Below are 15,067 nucleotides of genomic sequence, written 5' to 3'. Positions count from 1 at the left end.
GCTTAAAAGCATTGTTGCCAATGGAGTGTGCTGATGCTGGTTCCAGGAAAACCTGCGAATGAAACGGCGCGAGTTCAAGCGCTGCACGGTCTCGAACTGCTCGATTCCGCCCCTGAAGAGCGTTTCGACCGACTGACACGATTGGCGAAACGCCTGTTCAATGTGCCGATTGCACTGGTGACGCTGGTCGACACCAATCGGCAGTGGTTCAAGTCCTGTGTGGGCCTGGATGCCACTGAAACGCCCAGGGATGTTTCATTCTGCGGACACGCGATTTTGCAGAACGATCTGCTGTTGGTGCCCGACGCCCGTGAGGATGTGCGCTTCCATGATAATCCGCTGGTGACTGGTGCACCGAATATCCGCTTCTACGCCGGCTACCCGTTGACCGTGCCCAACGGCAATAAAATGGGCACGCTGTGCCTGATCGACACCAAACCCCGTGATCTCGACGACGAAGAGCGCGCGTTGTTGCGTGATCTGGCCGAGATGGCCGAGCAAGAGCTGACCGCCGTGCAGATGGCGAGCATGGACGAGCTGACGCTGCTGTCCAACCGACGCGGCTTCAAGCAACTGGCCCAGCATGCGCTGGACGCCTGCGCACGGCTGGAGCGGCCGGCGACCTTGCTGTTTTTCGACCTCAATGACTTCAAGCAGATCAACGATCTTTATGGGCATGCCGAGGGTGACAGTGCGCTGAAGACCTTCGCTGATGTGCTGCGCATTGCCTTTCGCGAGAGCGATGTGGTCGGGCGTTTGGGTGGGGATGAGTTTGTCGCGTTGCTGACCGGCTCCAGCCATGTCGAAACCACGGCGATCATGGCGCGGCTCAAGGAAATCCTTGAAGAGCGCAACGCCACACTGCATCGCGGGTATGCGATTCGCTTCAGCGTGGGCCAGATTGAATATGATTCGAAACGCCATGAAACCGTGGATCGCTTGCTGGCGGATGCCGATGGCGCGATGTATGCGCACAAGCAGGCGTTGAAGGGTTGTTAGTGAATGCACCGCAGATCCCCTGTAGGAGCGAGCCTGCTCGCGATGGCGTCCGCACATTCAACATCTTCATTGCCTGACCTACCGCTATCGCGAGCAGGCTCACTCCTACAGGGGTGTCGGGTGTTCTCAAAATCCCGGTTCACCACAAATCCATGTGGGAGCGAGCCTGCTCGCGATGGCGTCCGGCCATTCAACATCTTCATTGCCTGACACACCGCTATCGCGAGCAGGCTCACTCCTACAGGGGGGCGGGTGTTCACAAAATCCCGGTTCACCACAGATCCATGTGGGAGCGAGCCTGCTCGCGAAGGCGTCCGGCCATTCAACATCTTCATCGGCTGACCCACCGCTTTCGCGAGCAGGCTCGCTCCTACAGGGGTGTCGGGTATTCACAAAATCCCGGTTCACCACAAATCCATGTGGGAGCGAGCCTGCTCGCGAAGGCGTCCAGTCAGGCAACATCTCTGTTGAATGTGCCGGCCTCTTCGTGAGCAAGCTCACTCCCACAGGTCCTTCGGTGTTCACAAATCCCGGTTCACCACAAATCCATGTGGGAGCGAGCTTGCTCGCGAAGGCGTCCGGTCAGGCAACATCTCTGCTGAAGGTGCCGGCCTCTTCGTGAGCAGGCTCGCTCCCACAGGGGACAGTGTTGCAGGCATAAAAAAACCCGCCTGAACAGGCGGGTTTTTTATTGGCTAAGCGAAGATCACTCTTCGATGTTGCCCATGGCGGTGGTGTTGAAGCCGCCGTCGACGTACATGATTTCGCCGCTGATGCCCGACGCCAGGTCGGAGCACAGGAAGGCGCCGGCGTTGCCGACTTCGTCGATGGTGACGTTGCGACGCAGCGGGGTTTGCGCTTCGTTGGCGGCCAGCATTTTGCGGAAGTTCTTGATGCCCGAGGCTGCCAGGGTACGGATCGGGCCAGCCGATACGCAGTTGACGCGGGTGCCGTCCGGGCCCAGGGAGCCGGCCAGGTAACGTACGCCAGCTTCCAGCGAAGCCTTGGCCATGCCCATTACGTTGTAGTTCGGCATGGTGCGCTCGGCGCCCAGGTACGACAGGGTCAGCAGGCTACCGTTGCGGCCTTTCATCATTTCGCGACCGGCTTTGGCCAGGGCCACGAAGCTGTAGGCGCTGATGTCGTGAGCGATGCGGAAACCGTCACGGGTGGTGGCTTCGGTGAAGTCGCCGTCCAGTTGGTCGCCCGGGGCGAAACCAACGGAGTGAACGATGCAGTCCAGGCCGTCCCACTTCTTGCTCAGTGCTTCGAAGACCTTGGCGATTTCTTCATCGCTGGCCACGTCGCACGGGAAGCACAGCTCAGGGCTCGAACCCCAGCCTTGAGCGAACTCTTCAACACGACCTTTCAGTTTGTCGTTCTGATAAGTGAAGGCAAGCTCAGCGCCCTCGCGATGCATGGCGGCAGCGATGCCGGATGCGATGGACAGCTTGCTGGCGACACCGACGATCAGTACGCGCTTACCGGCGAGAAAACCCATGTGTTGCTCCTCTTTCAGGTTATTGCGCAGTGGCTGGTGCCAAAAAAGCGGCTTCCAGCAACTGCTGTGTATACGGATGTTGGGGGGCGGCAAAAATACTTTGCGCGTCTCCCTGTTCGACCACTTGGCCATGCTTGACCACCATCAACTGGTGGCTCAGCGCTTTGACGACAGCCAGGTCATGGCTGATAAACAAATACGTCAGGTTGTACTTGGCTTGCAGTGAACGCAACAGCTCCACCACTTGCCGCTGCACCGTCCGGTCGAGCGCCGAAGTCGGCTCGTCCAGCAGGATCAGCGCCGGTTTCAGCACCAAAGCCCGGGCAATGGCGATTCGTTGCCGTTGCCCACCGGAAAATTCGTGGGGGTAGCGGTGCCGGGTTTCCGGATCCAGACCTACCTCCTTCAATGCCGCAATAATCGCCGCTTCTTGCTCCTCGGCGGTGCCCATCTTGTGAATCCGCAGGCCTTCGCCAACGATGTCGCTGACACACATGCGCGGGCTCAGGCTGCCAAACGGGTCCTGAAACACCACCTGCATCTGCCGACGCAACGGGCGAACCTCGTTCTGCGTCAGGCAGTCTAGCTGCTTGCCTTGAAAACGGATCGCGCCTTTGCTACCGATCAGCCGCAAAATCGCCAGACCCAGGGTGGATTTACCGGAACCGCTTTCCCCGACAATCCCCAGAGTCTGACCCTGCGGCAGGCTGAAATTGATGCCGTCCACTGCCTTGACGTGATCCACCGTGCGTTTGAGCAGGCCTTTCTTGATCGGGAACCAGACTTTCAGGTCCTCGACTTCAAGCAGCGGCGCGCCGATTTTATTGCTCGCCGGGCCTCCGCTGGGCTCCGCGCCGAGCAATTCCCGAGTGTACGGATGCTGCGGCGAACGGAACAGCTCTGCGCACGATGCCTGTTCGACGATGCAACCGCGCTGCATGACACATACACGATGCGCAATTCTTCGCACCAGGTTCAAATCGTGACTGATCAGTAACAGCGACATGCCCAATCGGGCCTGCAATTGCTTGAGCAAATCGAGAATTTTCAGCTGAACGGTCACGTCCAGAGCGGTGGTCGGCTCGTCGGCAATCAGCAGTTCAGGCTCGTTGGCCAGGGCCATGGCGATCATCACCCGTTGGCGCTGACCGCCGGACAATTCATGGGGCAGGGCCTTGAGGCGCTTGTGCGGCTCGGGGATGCCAACCATCTCCAGCAGCTCCAGCGTGCGCTTGGTGGCGACTTTACCGGTCAGGCCCTTGTGGATGCCGAGGACTTCGTTGATCTGCTTCTCGATCGAGTGCAGCGGGTTCAGCGAGGTCATCGGCTCCTGAAAGATCATCGCGATGCGGTTGCCGCGAATGTGCCGGATGGTTTTTTCGCTCAGGCCCAGCAGATTTTGCCCGGCGTAGTTGATGCTGCCGGCCGGATGGCGGGCCATCGGATAGGGCAGCAGGCGCAGGATCGAATGCGCGGTCACCGATTTGCCCGAACCGGATTCGCCCACCAGCGCGAGGGTTTCGCCACGCTTGATATCGAAACTCACGCCCTCGACGACGCGGTGCACGCGCTCGCCGAAACCGAATTCGACGGCGAGGTCGCGCACTTCGATCAGATTGTCCTGATTCATTTCACTTCCTCGGGTCGAAGGCATCGCGAGCGGACTCGCCGATAAACACCAGCAAACTCAACATCAATGCGAGCACGGCAAAGGCACTCATGCCCAGCCACGGCGCTTGCAGGTTGGATTTGCCCTGCGCGACCAGTTCACCCAGCGACGGGCTGCCTGCCGGCAAACCGAACCCGAGGAAGTCCAGCGCGGTGAGGGTGCCGATGGCGCCGGTGAGGATGAACGGCATAAACGTCATGGTCGAGACCATCGCGTTGGGCAGAATGTGGCGGAACATGATCGCGCCGTTCTGCATGCCCAGCGCCCGCGCGGCGCGCACGTATTCAAGGTTGCGACCCCGGAGGAACTCGGCGCGCACCACGTCGACCAGGCTCATCCAGGAGAACAGCAGCATGATCCCCAGCAGCCACCAGAAATTCGGCTGGACGAAACTGGCGAGAATGATCAGCAGATACAGCACCGGCAGCCCCGACCAGATCTCCAGAAAACGCTGCCCGGCCAAGTCGACCCAGCCGCCATAAAAGCCCTGCAAAGCACCGGCAATCACGCCGATGATCGAACTCAATACGGTCAAGGTCAGCGCGAACAGCACGGAAATGCGGAAACCGTAAATCACCCGCGCCAGCACGTCGCGACCCTGATCGTCAGTGCCGAGCAGGTTGTCCGCCGACGGTGGCGCTGGCGCCGGGACTTTCAGGTCGTAGTTGATGCTCTGATAGCTGTAGGGAATCGGCGCCCACAACACCCACGCATCCTTGGCCTTGAGCAGTTCGCGGATGTACGGGCTCTTGTAGTTGGCTTCCAGCGGGAATTCGCCGCCGAAGGTGGTTTCCGGGTAGCGCTTGATCGCCGGGAAATACCAATTGTTGTCGTAATGCACCACCAACGGCTTGTCGTTGGCGATCAGTTCGGCGCCGAGGCTTGCGCCGAACAGGATCAGAAATAGCCACAGCGACCACCAGCCACGCTTGTTGGCTTTGAACAGTTCGAAGCGGCGGCGGTTGAGAGGGGACAGGTTCATCTCAATGCTCCCGGCTTTCGAAGTCGATGCGCGGATCGACCAGGGTGTAAGTGAGGTCGCCGATCAGTTTCACCACCAGCCCGAGCAGGGTGAAGATGAACAGGGTGCCGAACACCACCGGGTAATCGCGGTTGATCGCTGCTTCGAAACTCATCAGGCCGAGGCCGTCGAGGGAGAAGATCACTTCCACCAGCAAGGATCCTGTGAAGAAGATGCCGATGAACGCCGACGGGAATCCGGCAATCACCAGCAGCATGGCGTTGCGGAACACATGGCCGTAGAGCACGCGATGGCGGGTCAGGCCTTTGGCCTTGGCGGTGACCACGTACTGCTTGTTGATTTCGTCGAGGAAGCTGTTTTTGGTCAGCAGGGTCATGGTCGCGAAGTTGCCGATCACCAGTGCGGTCACCGGCAGCGCGAGGTGCCAGAAGTAATCGAGGATCTTGCCGCCAAAACTCAGTTCATCGAAGTTGTTCGAGGTCAGGCCGCGCAACGGGAACCAGTCGAGATAACTGCCGCCGGCAAACACCACGATCAGCAGGATCGCAAAGAGGAACGCCGGGATCGCATAGCCGACGATGATCGCCGAACTGGTCCACACATCGAAGTGGCTGCCGTGCCGCGTGGCCTTGGCGATCCCCAGCGGGATCGACACCAGGTACATGATCAGCGTGCTCCACAGCCCCAGCGAGATCGACACTGGCATCTTTTCCTTGATCAGGTCGATGACCTTGGCGTCGCGGAAAAAACTGTCGCCGAAATCCAGCTGCGCGTAGTTCTTGACCATGATCCACAGGCGTTCCGGGGCCGACTTGTCGAACCCGTACATGTGCTCGATTTCCTTGATCAGCGCCGGGTCCAGCCCCTGCGCGCCGCGATAGGACGAGCCGGCCACGGAGACCTCGGCACCGCCGCCGGCAATCCGGCTGGTAGCGCCTTCGAAGCCTTCGAGCTTGGCGATCATCTGTTCCACCGGGCCACCGGGCGCGGCCTGAATGATCACGAAGTTGATCAGCAGAATGCCGAACAGCGTCGGGATGATCAGCAGCAGTCGCCGAAAAATATACGCCAGCATCTGATTACTCCGTGCCCACAGGGTCGGCTTGCAGTTTGGTTTCGACTTCTATCGCCGGTTTTGCGTTCGGCTTGACCCACCAGGTGTTAATCCCGATGTCGTACTTGGGCGAGACTTTCGGGTGGCCGATGTGGTTCCAGTACGCCACGCGCCAGGTCTTGATGTGCCAGTTGGGGATCACGTAGTAACCCCATTGCAGCACACGGTCCAGCGCACGGGCGTGGGCCACCAGGCTTTTGCGCGAGTCGGCGTTGATCAGGTTCTCGACCAGTTGATCGACGATCGGATCCTTCAAGCCCATGGTGTTGCGGCTGCTCGGTTTATCGGCGGCGGCACTCATCCAGTATTCGCGCTGTTCGTTGCCCGGCGAGTTGGACTGCGGGAAGCTGCCGACCATCAAGTCGAAATCACGCGAACGCACGCGGTTGATGTACTGCGAAACGTCGACGCGGCGGATTACCAGATCGATGCCGAGGTCGCTGAGGTTGCGCTTGAACGGCAGCAGTACGCGTTCGAATTCGGTCTGCGCGAGCAGGAACTCGATCACTACGGGTTTGCCGGTGGCGTCGACCATTTTGTCGTCGACGATCTTCCAGCCGGCCTCCTGCAGCAGTTGATAGGCCTCGCGCTGCTGGGCGCGGATCATGCCGCTGGCATCGGTCTTCGGATTGTCGAAGGCTTCACTGAACACCTGCGCCGGCAGTTTGCTGCGGAACGGCTCGAGGATCGTTCGTTGATCGGCGTCGGGCAGACCGGTGGCGGCCATTTCCGAGTTTTCGAAATAGCTGCGAGTGCGGAAGTAGGCACCGTTGAACAGCTGTTTATTGGTCCACTCGAAATCGAACAGCAGACCCAGCGCCTGACGCACGCGCGCGTCCTGGAACAGCGGGCGGCGCAAGTTGAAGACGAAACCCTGCATGCCGGTCGGGTTGCTGTTGGTGATCTGTTCCTTGATCAGGCGACCTTCGGTGACCGCCGGAATGTTGTAAGCGTTGGCCCAGTTCTTCGCGGTCATTTCCAGCCAGTAATCGAACTGCCCGGCCTTCAGTGCTTCGAGGGCGACGGTGTTGTCGCGGTAGTAATCGGTGGTCATGGTGTCGAAATTGTAGAAGCCACGATTGACCGGCAGGTCCTTGCCCCAGTAATCCTTGACCCGCTCGTAGCGCACCGAACGCCCGGCCTTTACTTCGGCGACCTTGTACGGGCCGCTACCGAGCGGGATCTCCAGATTGCCTTTGCTGAAATCGCGATCAGCCCACCAGTGTTTTGGCAGCACCGGCAACTGGCCGAGGATCAGCGGCAACTCGCGGTTGTTGCTGTGCTTGAACTTGAACAGCACTTTCAGCGGATCTTCGGCGATCACTTCGGATACATCGCTGTAGTAACCGCGAAACAGCGGCGAGCCTTCCTTGGTCAGCGTATTGAAGCTGAACACCACGTCGTCGGCGCGCACCGGGTGGCCGTCATGGAAACGTGCTTCGGGGCGCAGGTAGAAACGCACCCAGCTGTTGTCCGGGGCTTTTTCGATTTTGCCGGCGATCAGGCCGTATTCGGTGAACGGCTCGTCGAGGCTGTGCTTGGTCAGGGTGTCGTAGATCTGCCCGATGTCATCGGCCGGCACGCCTTTGCTGATAAACGGGTTGAGGCTGTCGAAGCCGCCGAAACCGGCCTGACGGAACACGCCGCCCTTGGGCGCATCGGGATTCACGTAATCGAACTGCTTGAAATCGGCCGGGTATTTCGGCGGCTCGTTGTACAGGGTCACGGCGTGTTGCGGGGCGGCAAAGGCCAGCCCGGCGAACAGCAAGCCGCTGGCCTGGACGAGCAGGGCGCGGATCGGTTTCATTGATCTTTCTCCGAAGACTTCAGCCACCACGCGCTCAGGCCCAGGGTGTAGGGCGGCGTGGTGACGAAGGCCAACCGGTTGCGGTAGGCCAGACGGTGATAATTGAGGTACCAGTTGGGAATGCTGTAGTGCTGCCAGAGCAGCACGCGGTCGAGCGCTTTGCCGGCGGCGACCTGCTCGTCGCGGGTGCGCGCGGCGAGCAGTTGTTCGAGCAGGTGATCAACCACCGGATTGGCGATGCCCGCGTAATTCTTGCTGCCCTTGACGTTCACCTGACTGGAGTGGAAGTACTGCCACTGCTCAAGGCCCGGGCTTAAGGTCTGGTTGAGCGTCATCGAGATCATGTCGAAATCAAATTGATCGAGGCGCTGTTTGTATTGGGCGCGATCGACCGTGCGCAGGCGCGCGTCGATGCCGATGCTGTTGAGGTTCTCGATGTAGGGCTGGTACAGGCGCTCGAGGTTCGGATTGACCAGCAACAGCTCGAAGCGCAGCGGTTGGCCGTCAGCGTTTTGCAGGCGCTGACCGTTGAGTTTCCAGCCGGCCTCGGCGAGCAACGCCAATGCCTTGCGCATGGTTTCCCGGGGAATGCCGCGACCGTCGGTTTTTGGCAGGGTGAACGGCTCGGTGAACAGCTTGGCCGGCAGTTGTTCCTTATACGGCTTGAGCATCAGCCATTCCCCCCCGACCGGCAGGCCGGAGGTTGTGAATTCACTGTTGGGGTAGTAACTGCTGGTGCGTTTGTAGGCGTCGCTGAACAGCGCGCGGTTGGTCCACTCGAAGTCGAACATCAGGCCCAGCGCTTCGCGGGTCTTTACGTCCGAGAACGTCGCGCGGCGGGTGTTCATGAACAGACCCTGACTCTGGGTCGGGATCTGATGCGGGATCTGTGCCTTGATCACGTCGCCACGGCGTATCGCGGGGAAGTTGTAGCCATTGGCCCAGTTCTTCGCCTGATGCTCGATGTAGATGTCGAATTCGCCAGCCTTGAACGCTTCGAAGGCCACATCGCTGTCGCGGTAGAACTCGACTTCCATGCGATCAAAATTGTACTTGCCGCGATTGACCGCCAGGTCCTTGCCCCAGTAATCCTTGACCCGTTCGAAGATCAACTGCCGACCCGGCGTCACCGAAGTGATGCGATAGGGGCCGCTGCCCAGTGGCGGTTCGAAGGTGGTGGCCTTGAAGTCGCGGTCTTTCCAGTAATGCTGCGGCAGCACCGGCAATTCGCCGAGGCGCAGGATCAACAGCGGATTGCCCGAGCGCTTGAGCACGAAGCGGATGCGCTGTTTGTTGAGAATGTCGACCCGCAGTACTTCTTGTAGGGCAGTGCGGTACAGCGGATGACCGTCCTTGAGCAGCGTTCTATAGGAGAACGCTACGTCATAAGCGGTGATCGGCGTGCCGTCGTGAAAACGCGCCTCGGGACGCAGGTTGAAGACAACCCAGCTGCGATCTTCGCTGTACTCCACCGATTGCGCAATCAAGCCGTAACTCGACGCCGGCTCGTCGCCGGACGGCGAATACTGACCGGTACCGACCATCAACGGCTCGTTCAGCTCATTGATGCCGTACTGGAGGAAATTCGCTGTGGTGACGGGACTCGTGCCCTTGAAGGTGTACGGGTTGACCGTATCGAAGGTGCCGAACGCCATTACCCGCAACGTACCGCCCTTGGGCGCTTGCGGGTTGACCCAGTCGAAGTGGGTAAATCTGGCCGGGTACTTGAGCGTGCCGAACTGCGCATAACCGTGACTTTCGGTAATCGTCGCGCTTGCGGTTGAGCTCAAGGCCAGGCTGATCAGGAGCAGGAGGAGGGGACGCTTCAAGTCAGATCCGATCCAGGCGGCTTGGGCTTTGTGGGCCGTACAGTAACAGCTTGTCTGGACAGGAAAAAGATGCGGGTTAATGCGCGGTTAATCGTTTGCGCGAAGAGCCCCTCACCCTAACCCTCTCCCGGGGGGAGAGGGGACTGACTGCGGTGTTTGGGAGGGTTGCACCGACGTGCGATACCGAGTCGAACTCACGTTTTGAAAAGCCCCCGATCGGCTCCCTTTCCCCCTCGCCCCCTTGGGGGAGAGGGCTGGGGTGAGGGGGATGGATCTAAAGCGCACCACAAAATCCGAACCAAAAAAAAGCCCCTGAAAACTCAGGGGCTCTTCCATCAGTGCGGCTGATAAACCGTGAGCATCTGCCCCGGCTTCAGTGCTTTACCCGCACCCGGATTCCAGCGCTTGAGATGCTGCATCTCAACGTTAAAGCGCTTGGCCACGACGTACAGCGTGTCGCCGCGCTTGACCTTGTACTGGGTCTGCTGCGCGCTGTCGTCCTTGCCTTTGCTCTTGCTGTTGGACGCAATCACCGTGTTGACCCGGCCGGACTTGCGAGCCGGCGCACGCTTGGTGGTGTCTTGCATCACCAAAGTCTGGCCGACCTTGAGGTTCTTGCCGGTCAGCTTGTTCCAGCGTTGCAGATCCTTGACTTCGACCTTGTTGGCCCTGGCAATGGAGCCGAGGTTGTCGCCACGCTTCACGCGGTAAGCACGCTTGAGCTGCGCCACTTCCGACGGATCAGCGCCTTCGAATACTGGCTTGAGCGAACGCGGGCTGATCAGTTCGTCAGGTCGCATGGTCTGCAAACTGGCGGTGAGCAGTTGCGCCTTCGAGGTTGGCACCAGCAAATGCTGAGGGCCATCGATGGTGGTGCGTTGCTTGAACGCCGGGTTGAGCTGGAACAGTTCGTCTTCGTCGATGTTGGCCACCGCAGCAACCTTCGACAGGTCCATGCGCTGGTTGATTTCGACGACCTGGAAGTACGGTTCGTTGGCGATCGGGTTGAGGTTGACCCCGTAGGCTTCCGGCGCCAGTACCACTTGCGACAGTGCCAGCAGTTTCGGCACATACGCCTGGGTTTCTGCCGGCAGCGGCAGGTTCCAGTAATCGGTTGGCAGGCCAAGCTTTTCGTTACGCTCGATGGCGCGGCTGACGGTGCCTTCTCCAGCGTTATACGCCGCCAGGGCCAGCAACCAGTCACCGTTGAACATGTCGTGCAGACGGGTCAGGTAGTCCATCGCTGCCGTGGTCGAGGCGGTGATATCGCGGCGGCCATCATAGAAGCGGGTCTGACGCAGGTTGAAGTAACGCCCGGTGGACGGAATGAACTGCCACAAACCGACTGCATCGGCCCGCGAGTAGGCCATCGGGTTGTAGGCGCTTTCAATCACTGGCAGCAGGGCCAGTTCCAGCGGCATGTTGCGTTCTTCTAGGCGTTCGACGATGTAGTGAATATAGAGACTGCCGCGTTCGCCGGCGTTCTCGAGGAAAGAGGGATTGCTGGCGAACCACAGGCGCTGTTGCTCGATGCGCGGGTTTACGCCGAGGCCTTCCTGCAGCTGAAAGCCCTGGCGCATGCGTTCCCAGATATCCTGAGGAACCTGTGGGCTGGGCTTTTCGGTCAGCCAGATCGGCTTCTGCTTGGCTCGCGCAGCAATGTTCGGCGTATGGGTCGCTTCAGTCTGCGGAGCATGGCTGGAACAGCCCGCCAGCGTGGCGGACACAGCCACCGCGATGGCTTGCGCCAGGCGGGTCAATGCGTCTGAATTGACGGACTTACGTATGGATGACGACATTGGCTGGAAGTAAGTTCCGGGCAAAAATGTCGGGCGATTCTAGAAAGCGCACCCCCTGCGGTCAACCATTCAGAATTTTTGTACCAAGTGGCGGGGCACTTAGAACTTATCTTTCCAGGCCCGCAGAGCCGCAAATACCTCACTCGGCGCCCGGTTTTGAGCGCCTGCCCGTTCGTCCACTTTTTGTGTAACCAATGTTTCAGAGGTGCGCAAAAACGGGTTTGTGAGCTTTTCCAGAGCGAGGGTCGAGGGCAGGGTCATCACGCCGTTTTGCCGTTGCTGGGTGACTTTTTCCAGACGGGCGGCAATGTCCGGGTTGCTCGGTTCGACAGCGGCGGCAAACTTCAGATTGCTCAGGGTGTATTCATGGGTGCAGTAGACCAGCGTATCTTCCGGTAACGCGGCGAGGCGGCTGAGCGAGTGGTGCATTTGCTCCGGCGTGCCTTCGAACAAACGTCCGCAACCGGCAGCGAACAGCGTGTCGCCGCAGAACAGTAGGCCGTGGTGGTAATAGGCAATGTGTCCCAAGGTGTGACCGGGCACCGCATAGACGTCGAAGTCCCAGCCGAGCACGCTGACTGTGTCGTTGTCCTTGAGCGCCACATCGCGCCCCGGAATGCTTTCGCTGGCCGGACCGTAGACTGTCGCGCCGCTCGCGGCTTTCAGGCGTTCGACGCCGCCGACGTGATCATGATGGTGGTGGGTGATAAGGATATCGCTCAGCACCCAGCCTGGATGCGCTTCGAGCCAGGCCTGCACTGGCGCGGCATCGCCCGGGTCGACCACCGCGCAGCGCTGGGTGCGGTGATCTTGTAACAACCAGATGTAGTTATCGGTGAACGCGGGCAGGGCACTGATCTGTATCATCGTCGGAATTCGCCAAGCGGAAAACATTGGCGCATCTTAGTAGTTCCTGGCGCTTTGGAGAATGCGATGAGTGATAAAGCGTTCGCACAGGCTGATCCTGACTGGCTGGCCCTGATCGGTGCAGCCCGTGAATGGCTGTCGGGCCCGCTCGGGCAATTTCTGCTCGATGAGGAGCGGCGCATGCTCGAAGACGAGTTGGGCCGGTTCTTCGGCGGTTATCTGGTGCATTACGGGCCATCGGCCGAGACCCCGCCGGCGGCGCCGCAAGTGCAGCGCAATGTGCGTCTTGGCGCGCCGTTGCCGGGCGTCGAGATTGTCTGCGAAGAGCAGGCCTGGCCGCTGAGCGAGCACGCCGCCGACGTGGTAGTGATGCAGCACGGTCTGGATTTCTGCCTGTCGCCCCACGGGTTGCTGCGTGAAGCAGCGAGCAGCGTGCGCCCCGGCGGGCATTTGCTGATCATCGGCATCAACCCGTGGAGCACCTGGGGCCTGCGCCATGTATTCGCCCATGACGCCTTGCGCCAGGCGCGCTGCATCTCGCCGTCACGGGTTGCCGACTGGCTCAATCTGCTCGGCTTCGCGCTGGAGAAACGTCGCTTCGGGTGCTATCGTCCGCCGCTCGCGTCGCCCAAGTGGCAGGCCCGCCTGGCCGGCTGGGAACGCAAGGCCGGTGACTGGCAACTGTCGGGCGGCGGCTTCTATTTACTGGTTGCGCGCAAGATTGTGGTCGGGCTGCGACCCTTGCGTCAGGAACGGCGCGAGCCGATGGGCAAGCTGATTCCGCTGCCGATGGCCAAGGTCAACCGCCGTCGCATTGAACCGTAAACCTTCTTTTATTCGCGGCCGGACTTGTTCCGGCCGTGGCCATCGTCGATCCGTGATTGGCGAGGCAGGCATTTTTTCTGGATAGAGTGGCATGAGCGAAAGCGTTGAAAGCGTCGACACCGTAGAACTGTTCACTGACGGCGCCTGCAAGGGCAACCCCGGCCCGGGCGGCTGGGGCGCCTTGCTGGTGTGCAAGGGCGTCGAAAAGGAACTGTGGGGCGGCGAAGCCAACACCACCAATAACCGCATGGAACTGCTCGGCGCGATCCGTGGCCTCGAAGCCTTGAAGCGCCCGTGCGAAGTGCTGCTGGTGACCGACTCGCAATACGTGATGAAGGGCATCAATGAGTGGATGGCCAATTGGAAGAAGCGTGGCTGGAAAACCGCAGCGAAAGAACCCGTGAAAAACGCTGATCTGTGGAAAGAACTGGACGAGCAGGTCAACCGCCACAAGGTCACCTGGAAATGGGTGCGTGGGCACATTGGCCATCACGGTAACGAGCGGGCGGACCAGTTGGCCAACCGCGGGGTGGATGAGGTTCGTGGCTACAAGCAGAGCTGATTTCGCTTCTCAACCGTGGTGCGGCCATTCGCGAGCAGGCTCGCTCCCACAGGGAAATGCATTCCAGACCTGATGTATCTTCCTGAATTGGAATGCATTCCAATGTGGGAGCGAGCCTGCTCGCGAAGGGTGCGACACGGTCCACCTGAAACACCCCGCCGAGCGTGCTAACATCCGCGTTTTTTGCAAGATCGACCCGTTGAGAGCTGAACACTGATGGCCACCAGATCCGTTGTACTCGATACCGAAACCACCGGCATGCCGGTGACCGATGGTCACCGGATCATTGAAATCGGTTGTGTTGAACTGATCGGCCGACGCCTCACGGGCCGGCATTTTCACGTTTACCTGCAGCCGGATCGCGAGAGTGATGAAGGCGCCATCGGCGTTCACGGCATCACCAACGAATTCCTGGTCGGCAAGCCACGGTTTGCCGAAGTCGCCGATGAGTTCTTCGAGTTCATCAAGGGCGCGCAGCTGATCATCCACAACGCGGCGTTCGACGTTGGCTTCATCAACAACGAATTCGCTTTGATGGGCCAGCAGGATCGCGCTGACATCACCCGGCACTGCTCAATCCTCGACACCCTGATGATGGCCCGGGAACGTCACCCGGGGCAGCGCAACAGCCTCGATGCGTTGTGCAAACGTTATGGCGTCGACAACTCCGGCCGTGAACTGCACGGCGCCTTGCTCGACTCGGAGATTCTCGCCGACGTCTACCTGACCATGACCGGTGGCCAGACCAGCCTGTCGCTGGCGGGCAATGCGTCAGACGGTAATGGCACGGGCGATGGTGCGGACAACTCGGCGACCGAGATTCGTCGTTTGCCGGCGGATCGCCAACCAGCGCGAATCATTCGTGCGACGGAGGAGGAGCTGGCGGCGCATCTGGTGCGGCTGGAAATTATTGCCAAGTCTGCCGGTGGCCCGGCGCTGTGGACACAGATCGCCGAAGCCGACGCACAGGCTTGAGAGACCAAAAGATCGCAGCCCAGGCTGCGATCTTTGCTTTTGGCGGCATGAAGCCAACTGGCCACCCTCGCCACTTTCGCTGCAACCCTCTACCCTGAGTGCATTGGCAGATTCAAACCTGCCGCCTCAGGACACTGA

12 protein-coding genes are annotated in these 15,067 nt (G+C 60.1%); 4 read left to right on the top strand and 8 right to left on the bottom strand.

Translation table 11 applies throughout. From position 1 onward, the window contains the following. Positions 1-33 precede the first annotated feature (33 nt). A complete protein-coding gene (locus VY732_RS17755) occupies positions 34-999 on the top strand; it encodes a sensor domain-containing diguanylate cyclase (RefSeq protein ID WP_116029618.1) in 966 nt (321 codons plus the stop codon). 706 nt (positions 1,000-1,705) lie between these two features. On the opposite strand, the gene fabI is transcribed toward VY732_RS17755, so the two are convergent. The 8 genes from fabI to gloB all read right to left on the bottom strand — a co-directional run bounded on the left by fabI (position 1,706) and on the right by gloB (position 12,567). Then, a complete protein-coding gene (gene fabI / locus VY732_RS17750; protein ID WP_007910591.1) occupies positions 1,706-2,500 on the bottom strand; it encodes an enoyl-ACP reductase FabI in 795 nt (264 codons plus the stop codon). Between the two features lie 19 nt (positions 2,501-2,519). Continuing rightward, positions 2,520-4,130 carry an ABC transporter ATP-binding protein gene (locus VY732_RS17745; protein ID WP_331691333.1) on the bottom strand — a complete coding sequence of 537 codons (1,611 nt, stop codon included), beginning with the start codon at positions 4,128-4,130 and terminating at the stop codon, positions 2,520-2,522. A 1-nt stretch (position 4,131) separates the two neighbouring features. After that, positions 4,132-5,151: an ABC transporter permease gene (locus tag VY732_RS17740; protein WP_038366044.1), complete on the bottom strand. Its 1,020-nt coding sequence runs from the start codon at positions 5,149-5,151 to the stop codon at positions 4,132-4,134. 1 nt (position 5,152) lies between these two features. Beyond that, positions 5,153-6,226: a microcin C ABC transporter permease YejB gene (locus VY732_RS17735; protein WP_007910584.1), complete on the bottom strand. Its 1,074-nt coding sequence runs from the start codon at positions 6,224-6,226 to the stop codon at positions 5,153-5,155. Positions 6,227-6,230: 4 nt separating this feature from the next. Continuing rightward, positions 6,231-8,072, bottom strand: a complete 1,842-nt coding sequence (locus VY732_RS17730) for an extracellular solute-binding protein (protein ID WP_331691332.1) — start codon at positions 8,070-8,072, stop codon at positions 6,231-6,233. After that, the gene (locus VY732_RS17725; RefSeq protein WP_331691331.1) at positions 8,069-9,901 is read right to left on the bottom strand and encodes an extracellular solute-binding protein; all 1,833 of its coding nucleotides are present in this window, start codon (positions 9,899-9,901) and stop codon (positions 8,069-8,071) included. Before VY732_RS17725 ends, VY732_RS17730 begins: the two co-directional genes overlap by 4 nt. 335 nt (positions 9,902-10,236) lie before the next feature. Beyond that, positions 10,237-11,700: a transglycosylase SLT domain-containing protein gene (locus VY732_RS17720; RefSeq protein ID WP_116029623.1), complete on the bottom strand. Its 1,464-nt coding sequence runs from the start codon at positions 11,698-11,700 to the stop codon at positions 10,237-10,239. 99 nt (positions 11,701-11,799) lie between these two features. After that, complete coding sequence (gene gloB / locus VY732_RS17715) at positions 11,800-12,567, bottom strand: hydroxyacylglutathione hydrolase (protein WP_116029760.1); 768 nt, start codon at positions 12,565-12,567, stop codon at positions 11,800-11,802. A 66-nt stretch (positions 12,568-12,633) separates the two neighbouring features. On the opposite strand from gloB, the gene VY732_RS17710 reads away from it, so the two are divergent. The 3 genes from VY732_RS17710 (at position 12,634) to dnaQ (ending at position 14,929) form a co-directional block, all read left to right on the top strand. Continuing rightward, positions 12,634-13,392: a class I SAM-dependent methyltransferase gene (locus VY732_RS17710; protein WP_007910573.1), complete on the top strand. Its 759-nt coding sequence runs from the start codon at positions 12,634-12,636 to the stop codon at positions 13,390-13,392. 91 nt (positions 13,393-13,483) lie between these two features. Further along, complete coding sequence (gene rnhA / locus VY732_RS17705) at positions 13,484-13,954, top strand: ribonuclease HI (RefSeq protein ID WP_007910572.1); 471 nt, start codon at positions 13,484-13,486, stop codon at positions 13,952-13,954. Positions 13,955-14,170: 216 nt separating this feature from the next. Beyond that, positions 14,171-14,929 carry a DNA polymerase III subunit epsilon gene (dnaQ, locus tag VY732_RS17700; RefSeq protein WP_331691330.1) on the top strand — a complete coding sequence of 253 codons (759 nt, stop codon included), beginning with the start codon at positions 14,171-14,173 and terminating at the stop codon, positions 14,927-14,929. Positions 14,930-15,067 lie beyond the last annotated feature (138 nt).

The sequence above is a fragment of the Pseudomonas sp. ZY71 genome (assembly GCF_036542145.1).
In the GTDB taxonomy this organism is placed as follows: domain Bacteria; phylum Pseudomonadota; class Gammaproteobacteria; order Pseudomonadales; family Pseudomonadaceae; genus Aquipseudomonas; species Aquipseudomonas koreensis_A.
This window is presented reverse-complemented; position numbering and strand designations above follow the sequence as displayed.

What these genes read in the sequence shown, in the direction of transcription:
- VY732_RS17735 (WP_007910584.1), bottom strand. Translation starts at nt 6,226, where the DNA reads ATGCTGGCGTATATTTTTCGGCGACTGCTGCTGATCATCCCGACGCTG.
- VY732_RS17745 (WP_331691333.1), bottom strand. Translation starts at nt 4,130, where the DNA reads ATGAATCAGGACAATCTGATCGAAGTGCGCGACCTCGCCGTCGAATTC.
- VY732_RS17730 (WP_331691332.1), bottom strand. Translation starts at nt 8,072, where the DNA reads ATGAAACCGATCCGCGCCCTGCTCGTCCAGGCCAGCGGCTTGCTGTTC.
- VY732_RS17710 (WP_007910573.1), top strand. Translation starts at nt 12,634, where the DNA reads ATGAGTGATAAAGCGTTCGCACAGGCTGATCCTGACTGGCTGGCCCTG.
- VY732_RS17740 (WP_038366044.1), bottom strand. Translation starts at nt 5,151, where the DNA reads ATGAACCTGTCCCCTCTCAACCGCCGCCGCTTCGAACTGTTCAAAGCC.
- dnaQ (WP_331691330.1), top strand. Translation starts at nt 14,171, where the DNA reads ATGGCCACCAGATCCGTTGTACTCGATACCGAAACCACCGGCATGCCG.
- rnhA (WP_007910572.1), top strand. Translation starts at nt 13,484, where the DNA reads ATGAGCGAAAGCGTTGAAAGCGTCGACACCGTAGAACTGTTCACTGAC.
- fabI (WP_007910591.1), bottom strand. Translation starts at nt 2,500, where the DNA reads ATGGGTTTTCTCGCCGGTAAGCGCGTACTGATCGTCGGTGTCGCCAGC.
- gloB (WP_116029760.1), bottom strand. Translation starts at nt 12,567, where the DNA reads ATGATACAGATCAGTGCCCTGCCCGCGTTCACCGATAACTACATCTGG.
- VY732_RS17720 (WP_116029623.1), bottom strand. Translation starts at nt 11,700, where the DNA reads ATGTCGTCATCCATACGTAAGTCCGTCAATTCAGACGCATTGACCCGC.
- VY732_RS17755 (WP_116029618.1), top strand. Translation starts at nt 34, where the DNA reads ATGCTGGTTCCAGGAAAACCTGCGAATGAAACGGCGCGAGTTCAAGCG.